The 23078-nt window shown below is 72.7% G+C and carries 22 protein-coding genes and 1 pseudogene; 15 read left to right on the top strand and 8 right to left on the bottom strand.

The genetic code is table 11. The features are described 5' to 3' along the window. The first annotated feature begins 9 nt into the window (after positions 1–9). From ACU4ZT_RS15785 to dnaB, 6 genes and pseudogenes are all read left to right on the top strand, one after another. Complete coding sequence (locus tag ACU4ZT_RS15785; protein ID WP_445337539.1) at positions 10–1440, top strand: CCA tRNA nucleotidyltransferase; 1431 nt, start codon at positions 10–12, stop codon at positions 1438–1440. A 193-nt stretch (positions 1441–1633) separates the two neighbouring features. Beyond that, positions 1634–1978 (top strand): annotated as a pseudogene (rpsF, locus tag ACU4ZT_RS15780) (30S ribosomal protein S6); the annotation flags it as partial. A 102-nt stretch (positions 1979–2080) separates the two neighbouring features. Continuing rightward, complete coding sequence (locus ACU4ZT_RS15775) at positions 2081–2629, top strand: single-stranded DNA-binding protein (protein WP_063070934.1); 549 nt, start codon at positions 2081–2083, stop codon at positions 2627–2629. Between the two features lie 36 nt (positions 2630–2665). Continuing rightward, on the top strand, positions 2666–2929 hold the full coding sequence (rpsR, locus tag ACU4ZT_RS15770; protein WP_012039648.1) for a 30S ribosomal protein S18: 264 nt from the start codon (positions 2666–2668) through the stop codon (positions 2927–2929). An 11-nt stretch (positions 2930–2940) separates the two neighbouring features. Next, positions 2941–3393 (top strand): 50S ribosomal protein L9, encoded by a 453-nt coding sequence (gene rplI / locus ACU4ZT_RS15765; protein WP_063070935.1) that lies wholly within the window; start codon positions 2941–2943, stop codon positions 3391–3393. Positions 3394–3847: 454 nt separating this feature from the next. Beyond that, the gene (dnaB, locus tag ACU4ZT_RS15760) at positions 3848–5227 is read left to right on the top strand and encodes a replicative DNA helicase (protein WP_012039646.1); all 1380 of its coding nucleotides are present in this window, start codon (positions 3848–3850) and stop codon (positions 5225–5227) included. A gap of 1192 nt (positions 5228–6419) precedes the next feature. Here dnaB and ACU4ZT_RS15755 read toward each other — a convergent pair. The 3 genes from ACU4ZT_RS15755 to ACU4ZT_RS15745 form a co-directional block, all read right to left on the bottom strand. Beyond that, on the bottom strand, positions 6420–6770 hold the full coding sequence (locus tag ACU4ZT_RS15755) for a CHY zinc finger protein (protein WP_270980954.1): 351 nt from the start codon (positions 6768–6770) through the stop codon (positions 6420–6422). Between the two features lie 118 nt (positions 6771–6888). Continuing rightward, complete coding sequence (locus ACU4ZT_RS15750) at positions 6889–8514, bottom strand: peptide chain release factor 3 (RefSeq protein WP_063070936.1); 1626 nt, start codon at positions 8512–8514, stop codon at positions 6889–6891. Positions 8515–8575: 61 nt separating this feature from the next. Then, complete coding sequence (locus tag ACU4ZT_RS15745; RefSeq protein WP_063070937.1) at positions 8576–8965, bottom strand: MerR family transcriptional regulator; 390 nt, start codon at positions 8963–8965, stop codon at positions 8576–8578. 229 nt (positions 8966–9194) lie between these two features. Between ACU4ZT_RS15745 and ACU4ZT_RS15740 the strand changes: the two genes are divergently transcribed. Continuing rightward, the gene (locus ACU4ZT_RS15740; protein ID WP_445337538.1) at positions 9195–10388 is read left to right on the top strand and encodes a glycosyltransferase; all 1194 of its coding nucleotides are present in this window, start codon (positions 9195–9197) and stop codon (positions 10386–10388) included. Between the two features lie 49 nt (positions 10389–10437). Here the strand turns inward: ACU4ZT_RS15740 and ACU4ZT_RS15735 are convergent, their stop codons facing one another. Next, entirely contained in the window at positions 10438–11568 is a 1131-nt protein-coding gene (locus ACU4ZT_RS15735) for a glycerate kinase (protein ID WP_445337537.1), read from the bottom strand. A 105-nt stretch (positions 11569–11673) separates the two neighbouring features. Next, positions 11674–12558, bottom strand: coding sequence for a polyphosphate--glucose phosphotransferase (gene ppgK / locus ACU4ZT_RS15730; protein WP_081234859.1), 885 nt, complete (start codon positions 12556–12558; stop codon positions 11674–11676). 380 nt (positions 12559–12938) lie between these two features. Here ppgK and ACU4ZT_RS15725 point away from each other — a divergent pair, with 380 nt between their 5' ends. Together ACU4ZT_RS15725 and ACU4ZT_RS15720 are read left to right on the top strand one after the other, a co-directional pair. Continuing rightward, positions 12939–13613, top strand: coding sequence for a DUF308 domain-containing protein (locus tag ACU4ZT_RS15725; RefSeq protein ID WP_445337536.1), 675 nt, complete (start codon positions 12939–12941; stop codon positions 13611–13613). 2 nt (positions 13614–13615) lie between these two features. Next, a complete protein-coding gene (locus ACU4ZT_RS15720) occupies positions 13616–13885 on the top strand; it encodes a hypothetical protein (RefSeq protein WP_063070941.1) in 270 nt (89 codons plus the stop codon). Positions 13886–14057: 172 nt separating this feature from the next. On the opposite strand, the gene purB is transcribed toward ACU4ZT_RS15720, so the two are convergent. Next, entirely contained in the window at positions 14058–15440 is a 1383-nt protein-coding gene (gene purB / locus ACU4ZT_RS15715) for an adenylosuccinate lyase (protein ID WP_063070942.1), read from the bottom strand. A gap of 12 nt (positions 15441–15452) precedes the next feature. Further along, complete coding sequence (locus tag ACU4ZT_RS15710) at positions 15453–15980, bottom strand: low molecular weight protein-tyrosine-phosphatase (RefSeq protein ID WP_063070943.1); 528 nt, start codon at positions 15978–15980, stop codon at positions 15453–15455. Between the two features lie 130 nt (positions 15981–16110). On the opposite strand from ACU4ZT_RS15710, the gene ACU4ZT_RS15705 reads away from it, so the two are divergent. Together ACU4ZT_RS15705 and ACU4ZT_RS15700 are read left to right on the top strand one after the other, a co-directional pair. Then, positions 16111–16443: a hypothetical protein gene (locus ACU4ZT_RS15705; protein WP_063070944.1), complete on the top strand. Its 333-nt coding sequence runs from the start codon at positions 16111–16113 to the stop codon at positions 16441–16443. Next, positions 16440–17813: a hypothetical protein gene (locus ACU4ZT_RS15700; RefSeq protein WP_270980959.1), complete on the top strand. Its 1374-nt coding sequence runs from the start codon at positions 16440–16442 to the stop codon at positions 17811–17813. Before ACU4ZT_RS15705 ends, ACU4ZT_RS15700 begins: the two co-directional genes overlap by 4 nt. A gap of 8 nt (positions 17814–17821) precedes the next feature. Here ACU4ZT_RS15700 and ACU4ZT_RS15695 read toward each other — a convergent pair whose 3' ends face one another. After that, positions 17822–18214: a phage holin family protein gene (locus tag ACU4ZT_RS15695; RefSeq protein ID WP_063071035.1), complete on the bottom strand. Its 393-nt coding sequence runs from the start codon at positions 18212–18214 to the stop codon at positions 17822–17824. Positions 18215–18284: 70 nt separating this feature from the next. Here ACU4ZT_RS15695 and ACU4ZT_RS15690 point away from each other — a divergent pair, with 70 nt between their 5' ends. From ACU4ZT_RS15690 to ACU4ZT_RS15675, 4 genes are all read left to right on the top strand, one after another. Next, on the top strand, positions 18285–19412 hold the full coding sequence (locus ACU4ZT_RS15690) for a pyridoxal phosphate-dependent aminotransferase (RefSeq protein WP_081234861.1): 1128 nt from the start codon (positions 18285–18287) through the stop codon (positions 19410–19412). A 9-nt stretch (positions 19413–19421) separates the two neighbouring features. Continuing rightward, positions 19422–20534 (top strand): thiamine pyrophosphate-dependent dehydrogenase E1 component subunit alpha, encoded by a 1113-nt coding sequence (locus tag ACU4ZT_RS15685; protein ID WP_063070946.1) that lies wholly within the window; start codon positions 19422–19424, stop codon positions 20532–20534. A gap of 83 nt (positions 20535–20617) precedes the next feature. After that, on the top strand, positions 20618–21583 hold the full coding sequence (locus ACU4ZT_RS15680) for an alpha-ketoacid dehydrogenase subunit beta (protein WP_063071037.1): 966 nt from the start codon (positions 20618–20620) through the stop codon (positions 21581–21583). 42 nt (positions 21584–21625) lie between these two features. Further along, on the top strand, positions 21626–23017 hold the full coding sequence (locus tag ACU4ZT_RS15675; protein ID WP_063070947.1) for a dihydrolipoamide acetyltransferase family protein: 1392 nt from the start codon (positions 21626–21628) through the stop codon (positions 23015–23017). Positions 23018–23078 lie beyond the last annotated feature (61 nt).

Genomic DNA, 23078 nt, shown 5'->3' with positions numbered 1-23078 from the left:
TGTCCGACCATGCACAGCGTCGCACAGGCCCTCGAGCGTCTCCGCGAGCTGGCCGCATCGCCCCCGGTCGCCGTGCTCGCCCGAGCCTTCCACGAGGCCGGCCACGAGCTCGCCCTCGTCGGCGGACCGGTGCGCGACGCGTTCCTCGGCCGCGACGCGACCGACCTCGACCTCACCACGGATGCCCGCCCCGACCGCATCCTCGAGATCGTGAAGCCCGTCGCCGACGCCCACTGGGACATCGGACGCGCGTTCGGCACGATCGGCGCGCGCGTGAAGGGGGAGCAGGTCGAGATCACGACCTACCGCACCGACCAGTACGACGGCGTCTCCCGCAAGCCCGAGGTCGAGTTCGGCTCCTCGCTCGAGGAGGACCTCGTGCGCCGCGACTTCACGGTGAACGCGCTCGCCGTGCGCCTGCCGCAGGTCGTGCTGGTGGATCCGTCGGGCGGCATCGACGACCTCCTCGCGCAGGTGCTCCGCACGCCCGTGGCCCCCGAGGTCTCCTTCGGCGACGACCCGCTCCGCATGATGCGCGCCGTCCGCTTCGCCTCCCAGCTCGGCTTCCGGCTCGACGACGCGGCGCTCGCCGCCATCCGCGACATGGCCCCGCGGATCCTCGACATCTCCGTCGAGCGCGTGAGCGACGAGCTCAGCAAACTGCTGCGCACGCCCGAGCCGCGCGCTGGCCTCGACCTCCTCGTGGAGGGCGGCCTCGCGGAGCACGTGCTGCCGGAGCTGCCGGCGATGAAGCTCGAGGCCGACGAGCACCACCGTCACAAGGACGTGTACCAGCACTCCCTCCAGGTGCTCGACCAGGCCATCGACCACGAGCGCAGCCGCCACCCGGGCGAGGCGCCGGACCTGGTGCTCCGTCTGGCGGCGCTCCTCCACGACATCGGCAAGCCGTCGACGCGGCGGCTGGAGCCGGGCGGGGTCGTCACCTTCCACCACCACGACGTGGTCGGCGCGAAGATGGCGAAGCGCCGCCTGCGCGCGCTCCGCTTCGACAACGACACCATCGCGTCGGTCTCCCGCCTCGTCGAGCTGCACCTCCGCTTCTTCGGCTACACGGAGGGCGGCTGGACCGACTCCGCCGTCCGCCGGTACGTCCGCGACGCCGGCCCCGAGCTCGAGCGCCTGCACATCCTGACCCGCGCCGACGTCACCACGCAGAACCGCCGCAAGGCCGACCGCCTCGGATTCGCCTACGACGACCTCGAGACCCGCATCGCCGAGCTCGCCGAGCAGGAGGAGATGGCGGCCGTGCGGCCGGACCTCGACGGCGAGGCCATCATGCGGATCCTCGACGTGCCGCCCGGCCCGGTCGTCGGCCGCGCGTACCGCTTCCTCCTGGAGCTGCGGCTCGACGAGGGCCCGCTCGACGAGGACGAGGCCACGCGCCGCCTCGTCGCGTGGTGGGCGGCCCAGCAGGGCTGATCCGCCGCTCCCGCATGCCGACGCGGATCCGGCTGGTGCGCCTCCTCCCCATCCGGTAGTCTTGCGAGGTTGTCCGCCCGGCGGCGGGATTCCCCTCCTCCGCGCGGACAGATGCACATACCCTCCTGTCGCAGATCGTCTGCGACCGTTCAAGTCCGAAGGAGGTGGGTTAGTGACGCATCAGTACGAACTCATGGTGATCCTGGATCCCGAGATCGATGAGCGCACCGTCGCTCCCAGTCTCGACAAGTTCCTCAACGTCATCCGCACCAGCGGTGGCACCGTCGACAACGTCGACGTCTGGGGCCGTCGTCGACTGGCGTACGAGATCAACAAGAAGAACGAGGGCATCTACGCCGTCGTCCAGCTCACCGCCACGAGCGAGGCCACGCAGGAGCTCGACCGCCAGCTGGGTCTGTCCGAGGCCGTCATGCGCACCAAGGTGCTGCGTGCCGAGGAGGCCATGGCCATGGTCGCCACCGCTGCGAAGCTCGCCGACGAGAAGGCCGCCCGCAAGGCCGCCGCCACGTCCAAGGCCGCAGACGCCGCGCCCCAGGCGCCCGCCACGGACGCCGCTCCGGCGACGCCCGGCAAGCCGGCGGCGCAGGCCGCTTCCAGCGAGAAGACCGGGGAGTAGTCGATGGCCGGCGAAACCATCATCACGGTCGTGGGCAACCTCACCAGTGATCCGGAGCTGCGATACACGCAGAACGGGCTGGCGGTAGCCAACTTCACCATCGCCTCCACGCCGAGGTCCTTCGACCGCGCGAGCAACGACTGGAAGGACGGCGACGCCCTCTTCCTCCGTGCGAGCGTGTGGCGCGAGTTCGCCGAGCACGTGGCGTCCTCGCTCACCAAGGGCTCGCGTGTCGTCGCGACCGGCCGCCTCAAGCAGCGGTCGTACGAGACGAAGGAGGGCGAGAAGCGCACCTCCATCGAGCTCGAGGTCGACGAGATCGGCCCCTCGCTCCGGTACGCCACGGCGCAGGTCACCCGCGCATCGGGCGGCGGCGGCAACGGCGGAGGCAACTCCGGCGGTGGCGGTCGCGGCCAGTTCGGCGGCGGGCAGCCCCAGCAGCAGGTGGCCGAGGAGCCGTGGGGCACCCCCGCGAGCTCCGGCGGAGGCAACTCCGGCGGCGACGGCGGCTGGTCCAACCCCGGCAACTTCAACGACGAGACGCCCTTCTAGGGCTCGTCGCACTACGTACGAAAGACAGGAAGAATCATGGCTGGAAAGAGCAGCGGCGACCGCCGCAAGCCTCTCCGCGGAGCCAAGGGCGGCAAGAACGCCGCCCCGGCGAAGTCCATCCGCGTCGGCGTCATCGACTACAAGGATGTCGCCACCCTCCGCAAGTTCATCTCCGAGCGGGGAAAGATCCGCGCTCGTCGCATCACCGGTGTCTCGGTGCAGGAGCAGCGCCTCATCGCGCGCGCAGTCAAGAACGCGCGTGAGATGGCACTTCTCCCCTACGCCGGCTCCGGCCGTTAAGGGGTAATGGAATGTCGAAAGTGATCCTCACGACCGAGGTCTCCGGCCTCGGTTCCCCCGGCGACGTCGTCGAGGTCAAGAACGGGTTCTCCCGCAACTACCTCGTCCCCCAGGGCTTCGCGGTCATCTGGAGCCGTGGCGGCGAGAAGCAGATCGAGCAGATCAAGGCCGCGCGTGCCGCTCGCGAGCACGCGACCATCGAGGAGGCGCAGGACCTCAAGAGCCGCCTCGAGGCCAAGGTCGTCAAGCTGACCGTCAAGGCCGGCCAGGGCGGGCGCCTCTTCGGCTCCGTCAAGACGTCCGACATCGCCAAGGCGGTCGAGGAGTCCGGCATCGGCCAGGTCGACAAGCGCAAGATCGAGATCCCCAACGCCATCAAGGCCACGGGGAACCACGAGGCCACGATCCGGCTCCGTGACGACATCGTCGCCACGATCAGCCTGCAGGTCGTCGCCGCGAAGTAACGCAGCACGAGTTCGATGGCGGTGGGCATGATGCCCACCGCCATCGGCGGTTAACCGGCCGGTCAGAGGGCCCTCGATCCCCAGCCCCATCCACAGGCCAAGCCGTAGCAGAAGAACTCTCAAGCCCTGGTGCAGACTACTTTTCCCACATCGGGTGTGGAACTCGCAGAGCCTGGTCAGAAGCAGATTCGGCCCGGATATTCGTCCGAAGTGCACAGGCTTGTCCCCAGGTAGTCCACACGATGCCCGGCGTTTCGCCCACTTTGTCCACACCCCCATCCACAGGCGCATTTGGTGCCGCGGTGCGTCGATCCATATCGTGGGGCAGCGCCCGTCGAACGGGCCGCCACGGGCCCGTCAGGAGCCCGGCCGACACCCTCTCGAGCCGTGTCGGTGGTCCGAGCTAGAACGGTCGTGCGGGCGCATCCGCCCAGCCGACCGAGGGGAGCCGCACGTGTCCATCGCCCATCTGGGTCTCGCCGGCGAACGGGACGAGCGCGACAAGCGCGCCGGCCACGAGCGCACGCCGCCGCACGACCTCCTCGCCGAGCAGAGCGCCATCGGCGGCATGCTCCTCAGCAAGGACGCCGTGGCCGACGCGGTCGAGCAGGTGCGGGCGATCGACTTCTACATCCCCAAGCACGAGATCATCTTCGACGCCATCCTGTCGCTGTACTCCCACGGCGAGCCGACGGACGTCATCGCCGTCACCGACGAGCTCACGAAGCTCGGCGAGCTGAGCCGCGCCGGCGGTGCCGACTACCTGCACACGCTCACGAGCGTCGTGCCCACGGCGGCCAACGCGGGCTTCTACGCGTCCATCGTCGCGGAGAAGGCGGTGCTGCGGCGCCTGGTCGAGGCGGGCACCCGCATCGTGCAGATGGGCTACGCCAGCGAGGGCGAGGTCGTCGACCTCGTGAACAACGCGCAAGCGGAGATCTACGGCGTCACGGGCGGCGTCGAGGCGGAGGACTACGTCCCGCTCACGGACGCGGTCACGGTCGCCATCGACGAGATCGAGGCCGCGAAGGGCAAGGACGGCCAGATGACCGGCGTGCCCACGGGCTTCGCCGACCTCGATGCGCTCACCAACGGCCTGCACCCGGGCCAGCTCATCATCGTCGCCGCGCGCCCCGCGCTCGGCAAGTCCACGCTCGCGCTCGACTTCGCGCGCGCCGCGAGCATCAAGTACGACATGCCCTCCATCTTCTTCAGCCTCGAGATGGGGCGCAGCGAGATCGCGATGCGCCTGCTGTCCGCCGAGGCGTCCGTGCCGCTCCAGAGCATGCGCAAGGGCACCGTGGACGCGCGCGACTGGACCACCATCGCGCAGACCCGCGGCCGCATCAACGACGCCCCGCTCTACATCGACGACAGCCCCAACATGACGCTCGTCGAGATCCGCGCCAAGTGCCGGCGGCTCAAGCAGAAGGTCGGGCTCAAGCTCGTCGTCATCGACTACCTGCAGCTCATGACGAGCGGCAAGAAGGTCGAATCGCGACAGCAGGAGGTCTCGGAGTTCTCGCGCGCGTTGAAGCTCATGGCGAAGGAGCTGCAGGTGCCGGTCATCGCGCTGTCGCAGCTGAACCGCGGGCCCGAGCAGCGTGCCGACAAGATGCCGGCCATCTCCGACCTCCGCGAGTCGGGTTCGCTCGAGCAGGACGCCGACATGGTCATCCTGCTGCACCGCGAGAGCGCCTACGAGAAGGACAACCCGCGCGCGGGCGAGGCCGACTTCATCGTGGCCAAGCACCGCAACGGGCCGACGGGCACCATCACGGTCGGCTTCCACGGGCACTTCTCGCGCTTCGCGGACATGCCCGCGGGCGGGTAGCGACGTCAGGCAGCCCGGCTGCAGCAGCAACGGTTGTATCCCTGAGTCACATCTGCGATGTGAGGCCCGCGGGGCTCATGCATCAGGTGTCAGATGTGTGACCTCAACGAACTCGCGCTTGGGTTCGTCCCAACTGCGAGATTGCGTCGAGCGCTGGTCGCATGACGTCGGAGTCAGCAGTCCAGTTGATGCAGATGATTCATGGGGTCGAGGGAAACTCCAATTGGTGCGGTTCCGTGATGGAAAGCGCCGGCCTGTGTCTGCCGGTCACGAGAACGTTAGCTACGAGAGCCACCGGTCTGCCTGGTGGCAGGTCACTGACCAAGAGCCTGAACCGCGCCTCATTGGGCATGAAGATCCACAACTCCTGTCCCTCATCACCAGCATCTGCGAGCACTCGCAGTAGCAGCAGCTCCGGATGCAGACTGTCCTCGTAAGCGTGGTACTTCACGATGCCTTGCACGAAGTACACCCGCCCTGGGTTGGTCTGAGCGTCCATTCGTAAAAACAGTACAGAGAACGCGTGGCGGCTCGGCGAGTACGCGAGTTCGTTCCAGGTGTAGACGGTATCAGCGAAACGTATCCTCTCGCTATTCGCCAGGTCAGGGTCAGCATCTATGGCTTGCGCGAATTGGATCAGTCCAGCCGCCGTGTTAATCGGGTAGCCGTATTCATAATGCGTGCGTGTGCGCCCAGTGCGTTCGCCTGTATTTGTCGGTGTCTGTATATGCGGGACAAGCAACCCAGTCAGGCGATGAATGTGGCGCCGAGACGTTCGATCGATGCGTTGGGCGCCAGAGCGTCCTGGAATCCGTTCGTGAGCAAGGGACACGTCGTGAGTCGATTCGTCCCGGATGACGAAGGACCCACTCACGGGCTCTCCGATACCGTTGCGAAATCGTGTGTACGGGCGTCGGTGCGAGCTGTAGATGACGGGGCAACCGACAACGACGCACTCCCACGGGCCCTGCCGCAGCTCTTCCTCGACCTCGTTCGCGTCCCACACATCGCCGGTCTCGCCGTGGCGCGCGAACCGCTGGGCAGACTGTTGAACCATCGATCCTCCCCTGTAGCTCGTGCCGGCCGAGCCCTGGTGGCCCACAAACTACAGCGGGAATGTGGCGCGACCAGCCGAAGGCGAACGCGTGTCCCTCGCGGTCGGATTAGCGGGCGATGTTCTGCGGGAGGGTGGTCAGGGCGCGAAGTAGAGGTGCGCGTGGGCGGCGCAGCCGGGGTTGAAGGCGGCCCGGCAGGTCGGGCAGGAGTCCGCCGCGAGGTACTCGGGCACGGTCATGGTCGCGCGGCAGACGCCGCAGAGGGCCGCCGGTAGATGCTGCTCGGCCCGGGGGATCACCGCGAGCGGGTGGTCCGCGACCGCCGCGTGGCACAGGTGGCAGGGGTACCAGGCGTCGCAGCAGGGGGCACGGAGGGCGACGACGTCGAGCTCCGAGCCGTAGTGGATGCAGCGGGTCTTGGCGTCGATCGCCGGGCCGCGCACGATGATGGCGGCCGGCGCGGGGGCGTGACCGGTCGGGCCGGTCACGTGCGCATCCCCGGCGGATGGCCGGATCGGGGCGTGACCGGCCGAGGGGGTCACACGTCCGGCGACGGGCAGGGGAGCGGCGCCAGCCGCATCGGAACCGGTCATGCCGGACTCGGCGTCACGCGTCCGGCAGCGCCGTCGCGGCGTCGACGAGGGTGAGCTCGGGGCTGTCGCGCTCGATCGCCTTGAGGCGCCACGGCGTCGTGATCAGGGCGATGTGCGTGCCGTCGGAGCGCACGAGCACCTCGACGCCGATCGTCTTCGCGAGGGCCGGCGCGGAGGCGGCGTCGGTGATCCGGGCCACCTGGTACTCGAGCGGCTCCATGCGCAGGGGCGCGCGGAACTCGTTCGTCATGCGCTCGACGACGACCTCGAACTGCATGGGGCCGACCGCGCCGAGGACGGGGGCCTGGTCGCCGCGGAGGTCGGAGCGCATCACCTGGATGACGCCCTCGTGGTCGAGCTGCTCGATGCCCTTGCGGAACTGCTTGTGCGTGCTGGTGTCCTTCGAGCGGACCACGCGGAAGAGCTCGGGGGCGAACTGCGGCAGGCGCGGGAACGTGACGGGGGCGCCGTCGAAGAGCGTGTCGCCCACGCGGATGTTCGAGGCGTTCACGAGGCCGACCACATCGCCCGGGTACGCGTCGTCGACCGTGGAACGCTCGCGGCCGAACAGCTGCTGCGCGTACTTGGTGACGAACGGGCGGCCGGTCTGGGCGTGCGTGACCGTCATGCCGCGGTGGAAGACGCCCGAGCAGATCCGCATGAAGGCGAGGCGGTCGCGGTGCGCGGTGTTCATGCCCGACTGCACCTTGAACACGAAGCCGGAGAAGTCCTCCTCGACGGGACGGGTGCGGTCCTTCTCGTCGGGCCGCGGCTGGGCGGCGGGCGCGATGGCGTCGAGCGCGTCGAGGATGTGGGTCACCCCGAAGTTGAGCACCGCGGCCGCGAAGAGCACGGGCGTGGTGCGGCGGGCGAGGAACGACTCCTCGTCGTGGTCCTGGCCCTCCTCGTGCAGGAGCTCGCTCTCCTCGACGGCGTCGGTCCAGGCGGATCCGGCCGCGGCCAGCGCCTCCTCCGGCGACATGCGCGTCTCGGGGGCGATGCTCGCGCCGCCGGCCGTGCGGGTGAAGTGCACGCACTCGCCGGTGGAACGGTCGACGACGCCGAAGAACGCGCCGGACTCGCCGACCGGCCAGGTGAGGGGGGTGGGGAGGAGGCCGGTGCGCTCCTTGATCTCGTCCATGAGGTCGAGCGGCTCGCGGCCCGGGCGGTCCCACTTGTTGATGACCGTGATGATCGGGATGCGGCGCTGGCGGCACACCTCGAACAGCTTCATGGTCTGGGTCTCGAGGCCGCGGGAGGCGTCGACGAGCATGATCGCGGCGTCCACAGCGGAGAGCACGCGGTAGGTGTCCTCGGAGAAGTCGGCGTGGCCGGGGGTGTCGACGACGTTCATGACGGTGTCGCGGTGCGTGAACTGGATCGCCGCGGAGCTCACGGAGATGCCGCGCTCCTTCTCCATGTCCATCCAGTCGGAGACCGTGGACCTCCGGCCCTGCTTGCCGTGCACGGCGCCCGCGGATCCGATGGCGTGCGCGTGCAGCAGCAGCGCCTCGGTGAGCGTGGACTTGCCCGCGTCGGGGTGGGAGATGACGGCGAAGGTGCGACGGCGGGACGCCTCGCGCAGCACGGGGGAGGCGGAGGCCGAGGCGGGCGCGCGGGGAGGGGTGATGGTCGACACCTCCCCATGGTACGAGGCCGTCGCGTGAGGGTCGTCGCCCCGAGCGCCAGGGCCCCGGTGATCAGCGCGCGCGGAGGCGGTCGAGGAACTCGTCGGCCATCGCGAGGTGCTCGGCGAGGCGGCGTCGGCGCTCCTCGGCGTCGGCGATGAAGGCCGCGAGGTCGGCGCGGAGGGTCGCGGTGTCGTCGTCGGGGCCGGCGGCGTCGAGGGCATCGGTGACCTCGAGCAGGCGCATCATCTCCTCGAGCGAGAAGCCGAGCGGCTTCATCCGGCGGATGAGGAGGAGGCGCTCGAGGTCGTCGGCCGTGTAGAGGCGGAAGCCGCCGTCGGAGCGGCCGGACGGACGCAGCAGCCCGGTCTCGTCGTAGTGGCGGAGCGTGCGGTGCGACAGGCCGGTGCGCTCGGCGAGCTCGCCGATCTGCATGGTCGCGGGACCTGCGGTGCGCGCCATGCGGGCCTCCAGACGGGCTCCGCCCTCGGCGGGACGGATGGGACGTGGTGCGGCCGGGTGACCGCATCGCTCCATTCTCCCCGATCGCGGGGGCGGGCAGACGCCCCCGTCCGGGGCTGCTGTCCGGCTGCTGTCCGGGGTCGGCGGCCGGCGCAGCGCCCGTCGCGCTCGCACCGGCGGCGCGCCCGCGCGCGGGATGGCGCCGGTCGCCGCTCGTAGGATCGAGCGCATGAGGATCGCGTTCGTCTCGCTGCACACGTCGCCGATCCAGACCCCCAGCACCGGCGACGCGGGCGGGCTCAACGTCTACCTCCTCGAGCTCGCGCGCAGCCTCGGGCGGCAGGGGCACGAGGTGCGGCTGATCACGCGCGCGACCGGCCCCGGACCCTCCGCGCCCGTCCCCGTCGCGCCGGGCGTCGAGCTGCTGTCGCTCGTGGCCGGACCCGCGGGCCCGCTCGCGAAGGAGGACCTGCCCGGGATCACGGCGGCCTTCGCGGACGAGCTGGCCGCGCTGCCGCGCGCCGACGTCGTGCACTCCCACTACTGGCTGTCGGCCGTCGCGGCGCTGCCGGTCGCGCGGGCGTGGGGCGTCCCGCACGCGCTCACGCTGCACTCGGTCTCCGCCGGCAAGAACCGGCGCCTGGTGGCCGGCGACACCCCCGAGCCGGCCTCGCGACTCGCGGAGGAGGCGCGGCTGGTGCGCGCATCGGACCTGGTGGTCGCGTCGGCGGAGTCGGAGAAGCGGCTGCTCGTGGAGGCGTACGGCGCGGATCCCGCTGCCGTGCACGTCGTCGCGCCGGGTGTGGAGGAGGCGTTCCTGCGCGAGCCGTCGGTGCGCGGCGGCGCCGGGCGGGCGCGGATCGTGCTGCTCGGGCGGATCCAGCCGCTCAAGGGGCAGGACGTGGCGCTCCGGGCGCTCGCCCTGATGGACCCGGCGACGCGTCCGCTCCTCGTGCTGGCGGGCGGCGTCTCGCCCGGACGGGACGCGTACGCGGCGAGCCTGCACGCCCTCGTGGGGTCGCTGGGGCTCGACGGCGACGTGGTGTTCGCGGGGCCGCTCGACCGCGCCGCGACCGCCCCGACGCTCGCGAGCGCGCACCTCGCGCTGATGCCGTCGGCCGCCGAGACCTTCGGGCTGGTCGCGCTCGAGGCGGCCGCGTGCGGCACGCCCGTGGTCGCATCGCGCACCGAGGGGCTCGTCGACTCCGTGCGCGAGGGCGTGAGCGGCGTGTTCGTGGAGACGCGGGATCCGGCCGACTGGGCCCGCGCCATCGAGGGCCTCCTGGCGGACCGGGCGGGCCTCGCCCGGCTCTCCGCCTCGGCGCGCGCGCACGCGGCCGGGCGCACCTGGGATGTCGCCGCGGCGGATGTGGCGGGGGAGTACCGGGCGCTCGTCGCGGGTCGGGCGGTGCGCGCGGGCTGAGGCGGTGCGCGCGGGCTGAGGCGGAGGCTGCCGCCCCGTCGCCACGTGCTCAGCGGTCGGGTCGTGGGAGCAGGGCCTCCGCGTCCCGCGCCAGGTCCTCCGCGGCGCGCTCGAGCCAGCGGACGACATGCGCCCGGGCGTCGGCGCCGGATCCGGCCAGGTCGGTGAGCGACCGGACGGCGCGGAACCCGTCGGTCGGGGCGGCGACCGCTCCGGCGACGAGGACCGCGGCCGTGCCGTGCGCGACCGCGAGGTCGAGCACCCGGGACGGCACCTTGCCGGTGCGGGACTGCGCGTCGAAGCGGCCCTCGCCCGTGACCACCACGTCGGCTCCGGCGATGCGCGGGGCCAGCCCGATCGCGTCGGCCACGCCCGCGGATCCCGACGCCGCGTCCGCACCCCAGGCCAGGAGGCCGGCCGCGGTGCCCCCGGCCGCTCCGGATCCCGGCGTCGCGGGATCCACGCCGAGCAGCAGGGCGAGGTGGGCGAGCCCGGCGTCGAGGAGGCGCACGTCGTCCGGGGTCGCGCCCTTCTGCGGGCCGTAGACCGCGGCGGCGCCCGATGGCCCCGTCAGCGGCGCGCGCACGTCGCCGAGGATCCGCGCCCCGCCGGACGGGAGCGCCCGGAGCCCCGCGAGGTCCGCCGCGGCGATCCCGGCGAGGGCTCCGCCGCCGTCGCCCGCCGCCGAGCCGTCGGCCCGCGGGAACCGGGCTCCCAGCTCCCGGAGCGCGCCCACCCCGCCATCGGTCGACGAGCTGCCGCCGAGCGCGAGGAGGAGGCGGGGGACGCCCGCGTCGAGGGCCGCGCGGATCGCCTGGCCGAAGCCGCGGGTGTGGGCGGTCAGCGGGCGGCGCGGATCCAGCAGCGTGATGCCGCTCGTCGACGCGACCTCCACCACCCCGGTGCCGTCGGGCAGCCGCAGCCAGTGCGCGTCGACGGGACGGTCGTCGGGACCCGTGACCCGCACCGGCACGCGGCGGGCGCCGGGCACGGCGGCCGCGAGCACGTCGAGCGTGCCCTGTCCGCCGTCGGCCATGGGCGCGAGGGCCACGTCGTCGCCCGGCCGCGCGCGGAGCCAGCCGCGGCGGAGCGCCTCGGCGGCCTCGACGGCGGTGGCGGATCCGGTGAGCGAGTCGGGCGTCATGACGACGCGCAGCGGGCGGGGAGCGGCGGTGCTCATGGGGCCAGTCTGCCGGGCGGCGCGGCTCCCGGGCGGCCGCCGGGTGGCGGGACGGCTCGGCTCCTCGCGCGAGGCGACTGCCGGACGCCCGCCGCCGCGCGGGGATCAGCTCGGCGCGACGCCCGCCCGGTGCGCGAGCAGCGCGGCCCCCACGAGACCCGCGTCGTTGCCGCGGCTCGCGGCGATGACCTCGGTGTCGAGATGCAGGAACCCCTCGAAGCGCGCGAACTCGTGCGCGGCCGCCCCGCCCACCACGATGAGGTCGGGCGACATGATCGACTCGATGTGGCGGTAGTACCGCTCGAGCCGCGCCGCCCACGCCTCGAACGTGATGCCCTCGCGGCGAACGGCGGAGAACGCGGCCTGCATCTCGTAGTCGCCGCCGTCGATGTGCACGTGGCCGAGCTCGCTGTTCGGGATCAGCTTCCCGTCGTGCAGAAGCGCCGTGCCGATCCCGGTGCCGAGCGTCGTGAGGATCACGAGCCCGCCGCGCCCCTGCAGAACGCCGTACTCGAGCTCGGCGACGCCGGCCGCGTCCGCGTCGTTCACCGTGAGGACGTCGATGCCGCTGCGCTCGCGGATCGCGGTGCGCGCGTCCATGCCGAGCCAGCGGTCGGAGATGTGGGCCGAGGAGCGGACGATCCCGTCCCGCACGATGCCGGGCACTCCGACCCCCACGGGCAGGTCCTCGTCGGGCGTGAGCTCGAGCACGATCTCGGCGATCACGTCCGCGATGTCCTCCGGCTCGCCGCCCACGGGCTTGCCGACCGTCATGCGCTCGGTGAGGCGGATCCCCGTGGTGACGTCGACGATGCCGGCCTTGAGCGTGGTCCCGCCGATGTCGATGCCGAGCGCCAGCCGGTCGCGTCGAGCGAGCGCGGCGGCCGCCCCCTCGGGCGCGGCGACGAGGGCGCGGTCGACGGGGATGAAGCCGGCGGTCGGGCGGCCGCCGTCGGAGGCGGGCCGCGGCGCGGTCTCGGGCTGGGGCACGGCGGGGCCTCTCGGTTGCGTGGTGCTTTCTGCGTGGTGCGTGGTGCGTGGTGCCTGTCGAGCCGCGGTTCCGGCCCGTGGTGCGGATCCGCCGTCCCGGAGCGGTGTCCGTGCGGACCCGCTCCGCGGACCCGCTCCGCGGATCCGGGCCACCGGCAGACGGGCCGGCGACGGTCAGAACGCGCGGTTCGCGTAGACGATCCCGCTGGCCACGCCCACGGCGCACACGACCGCGAGCCCGACGACCGCGCCGACCGCCACGGCGGCCAGACGGGGCAGGGGACTCGTCACCCACCGAGCCTAGGCCAGCCCGACGGGAGCGTCGCCGCGGGCCCGCGGCCGAGCATCCGCCCAGGAACCCACCGGGTAGGCTGGCCCGGATGGAGAGAGAGGGTGCCGTGTCCCAGGACGAGCTGACGTTCCGGGCGGCGTACTGGCCCGTGCTGCTCCTCCGAGCACTGCCCGCCCTCGCGCTCGCCGCGTTCATCACCTTCTCCAGCGACCACTCGCCGGCCCTCGGCCTCGTGGCGTTCGGCATCTTCGCGATCCTCTCCGGCCTGATCACCGCGGGCCTCGGTGCCCGCGCCCTCCGCGGTCCCGCCGCGCGCTTGCGCACCAACGCCATCGCCCAGGGCGCGCTCACGGTCGTGGCCGGCGTCGCCGCCCTGCTCGCGCGCGACGGCGGCGTGCTCGTCCTCCTCTACGTCGTGAGCGTCTGGGCCGTCGTCACCGGCTTCCTCGAGCTCGTCGCCGGCCTGCGCTCGCGCGGTCGCGTACCGGGCGTCACCGACGCCATCACCACCGGCGCGCTCACCGTCGTCCTCGCCGTCACCTTCCTGCTCGTCCCGCCGGACCTCGTCGTCCCGTACGGCGGCGTGGAGCAGCGCGAGGGCCAGCTCACCGCCCCGGTCGTGGCCGTCGGCCTGCTGGGCGCCTACGCGGCGATCGTCGGGGTCTTCCTGGTCATCGCCGCCCTGAGCATGAAATGGGGCACCTCCACGCCCGCCGCGACCTCCGCGGCGGACGCCCCCCGGACCACCGAGAGCGCGAGCTGACCGTGACTTCCAACATCCGCAAGGACCGCATGCGCCCCGCCGAGCTGCTGGGCATCGCGGCGGCGCTCGCCGCGTTCGTCGGGCTCATCGTCGCGCTGAGCACCCGGCCGGGCGACGCGCAGTCGTGGACGGTCGTGGTCGTCTTCACCGGCGTCGCGTTCATCGGCGCCCTCGTGATGCTCGCCATGCTCGCCCTGTCGTTCAAGCCCAACCGCGACGAGCTGCAGGACATGGACGACCAGGACCACCCGGACCGGCCGACGCGCCACTGATCGCCCGGATCGCATCCCGGTCGATCCGCTCCGGCACGCTCCGCTCCGGCACGCTCCGCTCCGGCACGATCCGCTCTGGAGCGCTCCGCTCTGGAGCGCTCCGCGCCGGCTCGATCCGCTCCGCCGACGTGCATCGGGACCCGCGCCGCGACGCGGGTCCCGGCGTCCCGGATCAGAGGATGTGGTCGACCAGCTGCGACGCCAGCCCCGCGTAGCCGCCCGGGGTCAGCTCGAGCAGACGCGCCTTGGCGGCGTCGCCGATGTCGAGGCCCGACACGAACGCCCGCATCTCGTCGCGCCCGACCCGCTTGCCGCGCGTGAGCTCCTTGAGCACCGCGTACGGGTCGCTGATGGAGCTGCGGCCGGCGACGATCTCCGCCCGGATGACCGTCTGGATCGCCTCGCCGAGGATCTCCCAGTTCGCGTCGAGGTCGGCCGCGAGCAGCGCCCGGTCGACGTCGATCTCGAGGAGCCCGCGCCCGATGTTGTCGAGCGCGAGCAGCGAGTGCCCGAGCGCCACGCCCACGTTGCGCTGCGTCGTGGAGTCGGTGAGGTCGCGCTGCAGCCGCGAGGTGACGAGGGTCGACGCGAGCGAGTCGAGCAGCGCGTCCGACAGCTCGAGGTTGGCCTCGGCGTTCTCGAACCGGATGGGGTTGATCTTGTGCGGCATGGTGGACGAGCCGGTGGCCCCCGCCTGCGGGATCTGCCGGAAGTAGCCCATGGAGATGTAGGTCCACACGTCGGTGCAGAGGTTGTGCAGCACCCGGTTCACGTGGGCGATGCGCGTGTAGAGCTCCGCCTGCCAGTCGTGCGACTCGATCTGCGTGGTGAGCGGGTTCCACACGAGGCCCAGACCCGTGACGAAGGCCCGCGACTCGGCGGGCCAGTCGACGTGGGCGTCGGCGGCGAGGTGCGCCGCGAACGTGCCGGTGGCGCCGCTGAACTTGCCCAGCACCTCGACGTCCTCCACGTCGGCCCGGAGGCGCTCGAGCCGGTGCACGAACACCGCGAGCTCCTTGCCGAGCGTGGTGGGCGTGGCGGGCTGGCCGTGCGTGCGGGAGAGCATCGCGTCGTCGCGGAAGAGGAGGGCCCGCTCGCGCAGCGCGCCGATGACGGCGACGAGCTTCGGCAGCCACACCTCGCGCACGGCGCGGTCGATGACGAGCGCGTAGGAGAGGTTGTTGATGTCCTCGCTCGTGCACGCGAAGTGGGTGAGCTCCGCCACGTGGCCGAGGCCGAGCTCCGCGAGGCGGTCGCGCACGAAGTACTCGACGGCCTTCACATCGTGACGGGTGACCGCCTCGACGCGGGCGAGCGCGTCGATCTGCTCCTGGCCGAACTCCGCGACGACCCGGCGCAGCGCTGCCTTCTGCTCGTCCGAGAACGGGGAGGAGGAGAGGAGCGACCGGTCGGTGAGGTGGATGAGCCACTCGATCTCGACGTGGATGCGCGCCCGGTTGAGGCCCGCCTCCGAGAGGTGCTCGCCGAGCTCGGTGACGACGGGGGCGTAGCGGCCGTCGAGGGGGCTCAGCACCTGCGGGGGCAACGGGCTCATGCGGACGATCTCCTAGCTGGGGGGACGGATGCCGGGCTCCACCTGCGCGAGGAGGGCCCGGGAGGCACGACCTATCATGTCAAGGACCTGGTCGAACCTCGCGGCGTCGGAGTAGTACGGGTCGGGGACGTCCCGCAGGTGGGCCTGTGGAGGATCGAACGACAGCAGCAGGTGCACCTTCGCGCGGTCCGCCTCCGTGCGGGCCCACTGGCGCAGGATCCGCTCCTGGCCGCGATCGAACACCACCACGAGGTCGAGCTCCGGCAGCGACCCGGGGTCGAACTGCTTGGCCCGGTGGGCCGATCCCGACAGCCCCTTCCGCTCCAGCGCGGCGAGGGTGCGGGCGTCCGCCTGCTCGCCCACGTGCCAGTCGCCCGTGCCCGCGCTGGTGACGGAGACGAGGTCGGCGTACCCGGCCCGCTGGGCGAGGTCGCGGAACACGACCTCCGCCATCGGGGAGCGGCAGATGTTGCCGGTGCAGACGAAGGCGATCCGGAAGACGGGTGGAGCCGTCGGATCCGGAGAGGCGGGGGCTCCCATGCGGCCATTCTGTCGGCTGCGCCCCCTCCCCACATCCCCCGGGGCCCGTTCGTCCCCGGGTGGCAGGCACGCGTGCGGTCCCGCGCGCCGATCGCGGGAGGATGCGCGCCTCACGGAGAGAGGAGACGAGGTGCGACAGGACGCGGTCGGAGGGGGTGCGCACGAGCAGCCGGCTGCGCTCGGCGGGAGCCCGAGCGGGCCGGCTGGCGGCACGCCGGGTCAGCTGCGCGCCGAGGCGCTCGGGCGTGCGCACGCCCTGCGGGCGCTGGCGGAGGAGGTGGAGCGCACGAGCCGCGACATCGCCGTCTGCCGGGACGACCCCTCCTGGTCCGGGATGGCGCACGACGCGTTCGTCGTCTCCCTCGACCGGCTCGCCGGCGAGGTCCGCCTGGCGGCCGGGCTCCTGCACGATGCGCACCCCGCGCCGGGATCCGCCCCCGGCTGCCCGGTGACCCCGCGATGACGGACCTCACCGTCACGACCGGCGGCACCACCACGGTCGTCGCCACCGACGACCTCCTGCACATGGCGGCCCTCCTCGCCGGCGCCGCGCGTCGCCTGCAGGAGCACACGCAGGCCCTCGCGCTCCCTCCGCTCGTCTCCGACGTCACGGGCGTCCACGACGCGGCGCTCGACCTCCCGCGCCGGCTCCTGTCCTCGGCGGCGCAGGATGCGCACGGGCTGGCCGGCGACCTGCGCCGCGCGGCAGCCGAGTACGCGGACGGGGAGCGGGACGCCGACCGCTGCGTGCGATCCGCGTCGCCCGAGAGCACCGGGGGAGCCGCGGACGACGGGGGCGGGCTCGGGGAGCTGGCCGCCGAGACGGGCCGGTCGTGGGGCGACCTCCTCCGGCTGGTGGGCATCGTCGCCCCGCTCGTCTCGCACCCCGACGGGCCCGGCCGTCTGCTCCTCCCCTCCATCCTCCGCGGGGCGGTGTCGGACGTGGCGGCCGCGGCCGCCCGGTCCCTGCCCGACCGACCTCCCGGCGACGACGGCACGCGGGAGGCGACGTCGGCACTGATGCTGCTGCTCGGCGCCGTGGGCATCCTGCACGACGGTCCGGCGGTCGTCCGCGCCCGGCCCGTCGCGCCGCGGCCCGCCCCGACGACCTTCCAGGAGCTGACCGACCGCATCCCGGATCCCGTGCCCGGTGCCGCGCAGATGCGCATCGAGGCGTATCGCGCACCCGACGGGGGCCGCCGCTTCGTCGCGTACCTGGGCGGCATGCAGACGCTCCTCCCCGGGTCCGTGCCGGACGACTTCGGTCCGTCCTCCGCCGTCGCGGCGCTCGCCACCGAGCGCGGCTCCGCGGTCCGCGCGGCGGAGGAGGCGCTCCGCGACGCAGGCGCGTCCGCGACCGACGAGGTCTACGTCGTCGGCTACTCGCAGGGTGGGATCCTCGCCCGGTCGGTCGGCGACGACCCCGCGTTCCACGTCACGCACGAGCTCACCCTCGGCTCCCCGGTGGGCCAGCTGCCGCTCCGGCAGGGCATCGGCGGCGTGGCGGTCGAGCACACCGACGATCCCGTGCCGCCGCTCGGCGGCGCGCGCTCGTCCGCGGGCGCGGGCGGCGACGACGTCGTGGTGCGGGCCCCGGCGGCGCTCGGTGCCGAGCGGGCGGATCCGCTCTCGGCGCATCAGCTGCCGACGTACCGCGCCACGGCCGCGGAGATGGACGCCTCGCGCTCGCCGCAGCTCGTCCGGGAGCGTGGCGAGCTCCGGCGCTTCCTCGACGGCGCCACGCCGATCTCCGCCCACCTCTACCGCGCCGAGCGGGTTCCGGAGGCGTCGTCGTCGGCCGCGGGAGCCGTCCGCCCGGAGCGGGCGCGATGAGCCGCGGGTCAGACCCGGGTCACGGGACGCAGCACGAGGCCCACCAGCCAGCTGAAGAACGCCATCAGCAGCGCTCCGAGCACGCCCCACCAGAAGCCGTCGACGGTCAGGCCGAAGCCGAGCCCGCCCGAGATCGCCCCCACGAGGAGGAAGAGCAGGCCGTTCACGACGAGCGCGATGAGCCCGAGCGTCAGGATGTACAGCGGGAACGCGACGATCCGGATGGCCGTGCCGATCACGCCGTTCACGACGCCGAAGATCGCGCCGAGCAGCAGGTACGTCAGCACGGTGGCCGTCGCGTCGCCCGGCTCGTAGGCCGTCACGGTCGTGCCGGAGACGAGGAGCGTGGTGAGCCAGAGCGCGACCGCGTTGACGACCACGCGCACGAGGAATCGGGACATGCCCCGATCCTCGCAGACGGCCGCGGGACGGGCCATGATCGGGCGCACGAGGCGACCGTAGGATCGTCCGGTGACCTCCGACCCCGCAGCCCCCGCCCCGCCCGACGGCGAGGCGGCGCCCGTCCGGCTCCGTCCGGCCATCGCCGCCATGGTCGCCTACCGCCAGGGCAAGCCCGCCGGCGAGGACGACTTCAAGCTCTCGAGCAACGAGAACCCGTTCGACCCGCTGCCCTCGGTGCTCGCGCGCATCGACGGGGTCCGGGACGTGAACCGCTACCCGGATGCGGGCGCGACCCTGCTGCGCACGGCGCTCGCCGAGCGCTTCGGCGTCACGGTCGACCACGTGCACGCGGGCGCGGGCTCGGTGGCCATCCTCTCGCAGCTCATCACGGCGGCCGCGGGCCCGGGCGACGAGGTCGTGCACGCCTGGCGCTCCTTCGAGGCGTACCCCACGCTCATCACGGTCGCCGGCGCCACGGGCGTGCCGGTGCCGAACCTGCCCGACCACTCGCACGACGTCGACGGCATGATCGCCGCCCTCACCGACCGCACGCGCGTCGTCATCGTCTGCACGCCGAACAATCCCACGGGCACGCTGGTGACGCGCGCGGACCTGGAGCGCCTGCTGGCCGCCGTCCCGCGCGACGTGCTCGTGCTCCTCGACGAGGCCTACGGGGAGTTCGTCGCGGCGGAGCATGCCCTCGACGGCATGTCCCTCCTCGCCGAGCACCCGAACCTCGTCGTCCTCCGCACCTTCTCCAAGGCGTACGGCCTCGCGGGCCTGCGCATCGGCTACGCGGTGGGGCACCCGCGGATCCTCGACGCGGCGCGCTCGGCCGCCATCCCGCTGTCGGTCACGGGCCACGCGCAGCACGCGGCGCTCGCGTCGCTCGAGCACGAGGACGAGCTCCTGGAGCGCGTCGCCGTGCTCGCCCGCGACCGCGACGAGGCCTGGCGCGCGCTCGTCGAGCAGGGCTGGGAGGTCCCGCGGCCGCACGGCAACTTCGTCTGGCTGGCGACCGGCGCCGAGACCGCGGAGGTCGAGGCGCAGCTCGCCGCCGCGGGGCTCGTGGTGCGCGCCTTCGCCGACGAGGGCATCCGCGTCACGATCGGCGAGCCCGCCTCTGTCCGGAAGCTACTGAACGCGTCGGCGGGAATTGTCCGGGGGCTGCCGGAGGGCCACCCGGCGCGCCGGTAGGTTGGGACGATGCCGGAAAGCGATGTGACGGTCCAGCTCCTGACCCCCGCGGGCGAGCTCGCACCGAGCGACTCCGCCGAGGAGTTCCTCCCGTACTTCGAGCGACTCACGGAGGACGACCATCGCGGCTTCCTCCGCGACATGCGCCTCACGCGGGCGTTCGACCTCGAGGCCACCAACCTGCAGCGCCAGGGCCACCTCGGCCTCTGGGCGCCGAGCACGGGCCAGGAGGCGGCGCAGGTCGGATCCGGCCGCGCCACCCGCCCGCAGGACCACGTGTTCCCCGCCTACCGCGAGCACGGCGTGGCCCTCATCCGCGGCATCGACCCGGTCGACATCGTCCGCCTCATGCGCGGGGTCACGCACGGCGGATGGGACCCGGCTGCGGGCAACTTCCACCTCTACACGCTGGTCATCGGCTCGCAGGCGCTGCACGCCACGGGCTACGCGATGGGCGTCGCGTTCGACGGCGACGTGGCGACCGGCGACCCGGATCGCGACACGGCCGTCATCGCCTACTACGGCGACGGCGCCACCAGCCAGGGCGACGTGAGCGAGGCGTTCGTCTTCGCCGCCAGCTTCCAGACCCCGCAGGTCTTCTTCCTGCAGAACAACCACTGGGCGATCTCGGTGCCGGTCACCACGCAGTCGCGCACGCCCCTCTACCTCCGCTCGCGCGGCTTCGGCGTGCCGAGCACGCAGGTCGACGGCAACGACGTCTTCGCGAGCTACGCCGTCACGGCCAAGCACCTCGACGACGCGCGCACCGGCGGCGGCCCCTCCTTCATCGAGGCGCTCACCTACCGCGTGGGCGCGCACACCTCCAGCGACGACCCCACGAAGTACCGCACCGACGAGGAGCTGCAGGGCTGGGTCGCCAAGGACCCGATCGCGCGCCTCGAGGCCTACCTGCGGAACCAGGGCGCGCCGCAGTCGCTGTTCGACGGGATCGACGAGGAGGCCAAGGACCTCGCCGCCGACGTCCGCCGCCGCACCATCGAGCTCACCGGCCCGCCGCTCGCGGGCATCTTCGACCACGTCTACTCGGATCCGCACCCCGTCACCGCGGAGCAGCGCGAGTGGCTCGAGCGCTACGAGGCCTCGCTGGGAGGGACCCGATGACAGACACCATCGACCGCGCCGAGGCGACCGCGGGGGCCGCGGGAGCTGCCGGCCCCGACGGCGCCCCCGCCGGCATCGAGAGCATGCCGATGGCCAAGGCCCTGAACGCCGGCCTCCGCCGCGCGCTCGAGGAGGACGACAAGGTCCTGCTCATGGGCGAGGACATCGGTCCGCTCGGCGGCGTCTTCCGCATCACCGAGCACCTGCAGCGCGACTTCGGCGCCCGCCGCGTCATCGACACCCCGCTCGCGGAGTCCGGCATCGTCGGCACGGCCATCGGCCTCGCGATGCGCGGCTACCGGCCGGTGTGCGAGATCCAGTTCGACGGCTTCATCTACCCGGCCTTCGACCAGATCACGAGCCAGCTCGCCAAGATCACCAACCGGCACGAGGGCGCCATGCGCATGCCCGTCGTGATCCGCGTTCCCTACGGCGGCCACATCGGCGCCATCGAGCACCACCAGGAGAGCCCGGAGGCGTACTTCGCGCACACCCCCGGCCTCCGCGTCGTGAGCCCGAGCACGCCGCACGACGCCTACTGGATGATCCAGGAGGCCATCCGGAGCGACGACCCGGTCATGTTCTTCGAGCCGAAGGCGCGCTACCGGCCGAAGGGCGAGGTCGACTTCTCCGCTCCCGGCATCGGCCTGCACGAGAGCCGCGTGGTCCGCTCCGGCACCGACGTCACGCTCGTCGGCCACGGCGCCATGGTCTCGATGCTGCTGCAGGCGGCCGAGCTCGCCGCCGAGGAGGGCACGAGCGTCGAGGTCGTCGACCTGCGCTCGCTGTCGCCCGTCGACTACGGCCCCATCCTCGAGTCCGTGCAGCGCACGGGCCGCCTCGTCGTCGCGCAGGAGGCGCCCGGCCACGTGTCGGTCGGCTCGGAGATCGCGGCCACGGTCACCGAGCGGGCGTTCTACTCGCTGGAGGCGCCCGTGATCCGCGTCTCCGGCTTCGACGCCCCGTTCCCGCCCGCGAAGCTCGAGACGCTGTACCTCCCGGATGCCGATCGCATCCTCGAGGCCGTCGACCGCTCGCTCGCCTACTAAGACGCCCCGCCGCCCCGCGGCACGGAGAAGAGGACCCGCACGATGGCTGATTCCCAGTTCACCCTGCCCGACGTGGGCGAGGGCCTCATCGACGCCGAGATCGTCTCGTGGCGCGTGCAGCCGGGCGACCGGGTGGCTCTCAACCAGGTGATCGTCGAGATCGAGACCGCGAAGTCGCTCGTGGAGCTGCCGAGCCCGTTCGAGGGCACGGTCTCAGGGCTCCTCGTGCAGGAGGGGCAGACGGTCGAGGTGGGCACGCCCATCATCGCGATCGCGCAGGGCTCGCCCGGCGTCTCCGGCCCGGCCGAGACGCCCGCGCAGATGGCGCTCCCGGGCGAGACGGTGATCGAGGACGACACCGCCATCGAGGACCGCGAGCCCGTCGCGCCTCCCGCACCCGCCGCCGAGGAGACCTCGGGCGCCGTGCTCGTGGGCTACGGCACGGTCGGCAAGGTCGCGAGCCGGCGTCGCCGGGCCGAGCCGGGCGACGCCCCCGCGCGCCCCGCCGCCTCCTCGATCGCCGCCCCCGCGGCGCGAGCCCCGCGCCCGGCGTCCGTCCCCGCCGCGTCGGCCGTGCCGATCATCGCGAAGCCCCCCATCCGCAAGCTCGCCAAGGACCTCGAGGTCGACCTGGCCGAGGTCGAGGCCACCGGCCTCGTCGGCGAGATCACGCGCGAGGACGTCATCCGCACCGCGCAGCAGGCCAGCGTCTTCAAGAACATCGAGACGCCCGAGTGGCCGGATGCGCGCGAGGACCGCATCCCGGTCAAGGGCGTCCGCAAGGTCATCGCCGCGGCCATGGTGCAGAGCGCGTTCCAGGCGCCGCACGTGAGCCTCTTCGTCGACGTCGACGCCACCCGCACCATGGAGTTCGTCAAGCGCCTCAAGGCGTCCACCGACTTCGCCGGCGTCAAGGTCTCGCCGCTGCTCATCATGGCGAAGGCGATGATCTGGGCCGTCCGCCGGAACCCCACCGTCAACTCCTCGTGGACCGACCAGGAGATCATCGTCCGCCACTACGTGAACCTCGGGGTCGCCGCCGCGACGCCGCGCGGGCTCGTGGTGCCGAACGTCAAGGAGGCGCAGTCGATGTCGCTGCTGGAGCTCGCCCGCGCGCTCGAGCAGCTCACGCTCACGGCCCGCGACGGGAAGACCAGCCCGGCGGACATGAGCCAGGGCACCATCACGCTGACGAACATCGGCGTCTTCGGGATGGACACGGGCACGCCGATCCTCAACCCGGGCGAGGTCGCGATCGTCGCGCTCGGCACCATCAAGCAGAAGCCGTGGGTGGTCGACGGCGAGGTGCGTCCCCGCTTCGTCACCACCATCGGCGCGAGCTTCGACCACCGCGTGGTCGACGGCGACGTGGCGAGCCGCTTCCTGGCGGACGTCGCGAGCATCATCGAGGAGCCGGCGCTGCTCCTGGAGTGAGGCGGGCGAGGCGCCTCCCGCGACTCCACAGCGGGGGCGCCGTGGTCGTGATACCGGTTAT

The sequence above is a fragment of the Clavibacter davisi genome (genome assembly GCF_052751415.1).
The sequence above is the reverse complement of the archived record's forward strand: the minus strand, read 5'-3'. Positions and strand labels throughout refer to the sequence as shown.

What these genes read in the sequence shown, in the direction of transcription:
- ACU4ZT_RS15700 (WP_270980959.1), top strand. Translation starts at nt 16,440, where the DNA reads ATGACGGACCTCACCGTCACGACCGGCGGCACCACCACGGTCGTCGCC.
- ACU4ZT_RS15725 (WP_445337536.1), top strand. Translation starts at nt 12,939, where the DNA reads ATGGAGAGAGAGGGTGCCGTGTCCCAGGACGAGCTGACGTTCCGGGCG.
- ACU4ZT_RS15745 (WP_063070937.1), bottom strand. Translation starts at nt 8,965, where the DNA reads ATGGCGCGCACCGCAGGTCCCGCGACCATGCAGATCGGCGAGCTCGCC.
- purB (WP_063070942.1), bottom strand. Translation starts at nt 15,440, where the DNA reads ATGAGCCCGTTGCCCCCGCAGGTGCTGAGCCCCCTCGACGGCCGCTAC.
- rplI (WP_063070935.1), top strand. Translation starts at nt 2,941, where the DNA reads ATGTCGAAAGTGATCCTCACGACCGAGGTCTCCGGCCTCGGTTCCCCC.
- ACU4ZT_RS15675 (WP_063070947.1), top strand. Translation starts at nt 21,626, where the DNA reads ATGGCTGATTCCCAGTTCACCCTGCCCGACGTGGGCGAGGGCCTCATC.
- rpsR (WP_012039648.1), top strand. Translation starts at nt 2,666, where the DNA reads ATGGCTGGAAAGAGCAGCGGCGACCGCCGCAAGCCTCTCCGCGGAGCC.
- ACU4ZT_RS15735 (WP_445337537.1), bottom strand. Translation starts at nt 11,568, where the DNA reads ATGAGCACCGCCGCTCCCCGCCCGCTGCGCGTCGTCATGACGCCCGAC.
- ACU4ZT_RS15695 (WP_063071035.1), bottom strand. Translation starts at nt 18,214, where the DNA reads ATGTCCCGATTCCTCGTGCGCGTGGTCGTCAACGCGGTCGCGCTCTGG.
- ACU4ZT_RS15785 (WP_445337539.1), top strand. Translation starts at nt 10, where the DNA reads ATGCACAGCGTCGCACAGGCCCTCGAGCGTCTCCGCGAGCTGGCCGCA.
- ACU4ZT_RS15775 (WP_063070934.1), top strand. Translation starts at nt 2,081, where the DNA reads ATGGCCGGCGAAACCATCATCACGGTCGTGGGCAACCTCACCAGTGAT.
- ACU4ZT_RS15710 (WP_063070943.1), bottom strand. Translation starts at nt 15,980, where the DNA reads ATGGGAGCCCCCGCCTCTCCGGATCCGACGGCTCCACCCGTCTTCCGG.
- ACU4ZT_RS15680 (WP_063071037.1), top strand. Translation starts at nt 20,618, where the DNA reads ATGCCGATGGCCAAGGCCCTGAACGCCGGCCTCCGCCGCGCGCTCGAG.
- ACU4ZT_RS15740 (WP_445337538.1), top strand. Translation starts at nt 9,195, where the DNA reads ATGAGGATCGCGTTCGTCTCGCTGCACACGTCGCCGATCCAGACCCCC.
- ACU4ZT_RS15685 (WP_063070946.1), top strand. Translation starts at nt 19,422, where the DNA reads ATGCCGGAAAGCGATGTGACGGTCCAGCTCCTGACCCCCGCGGGCGAG.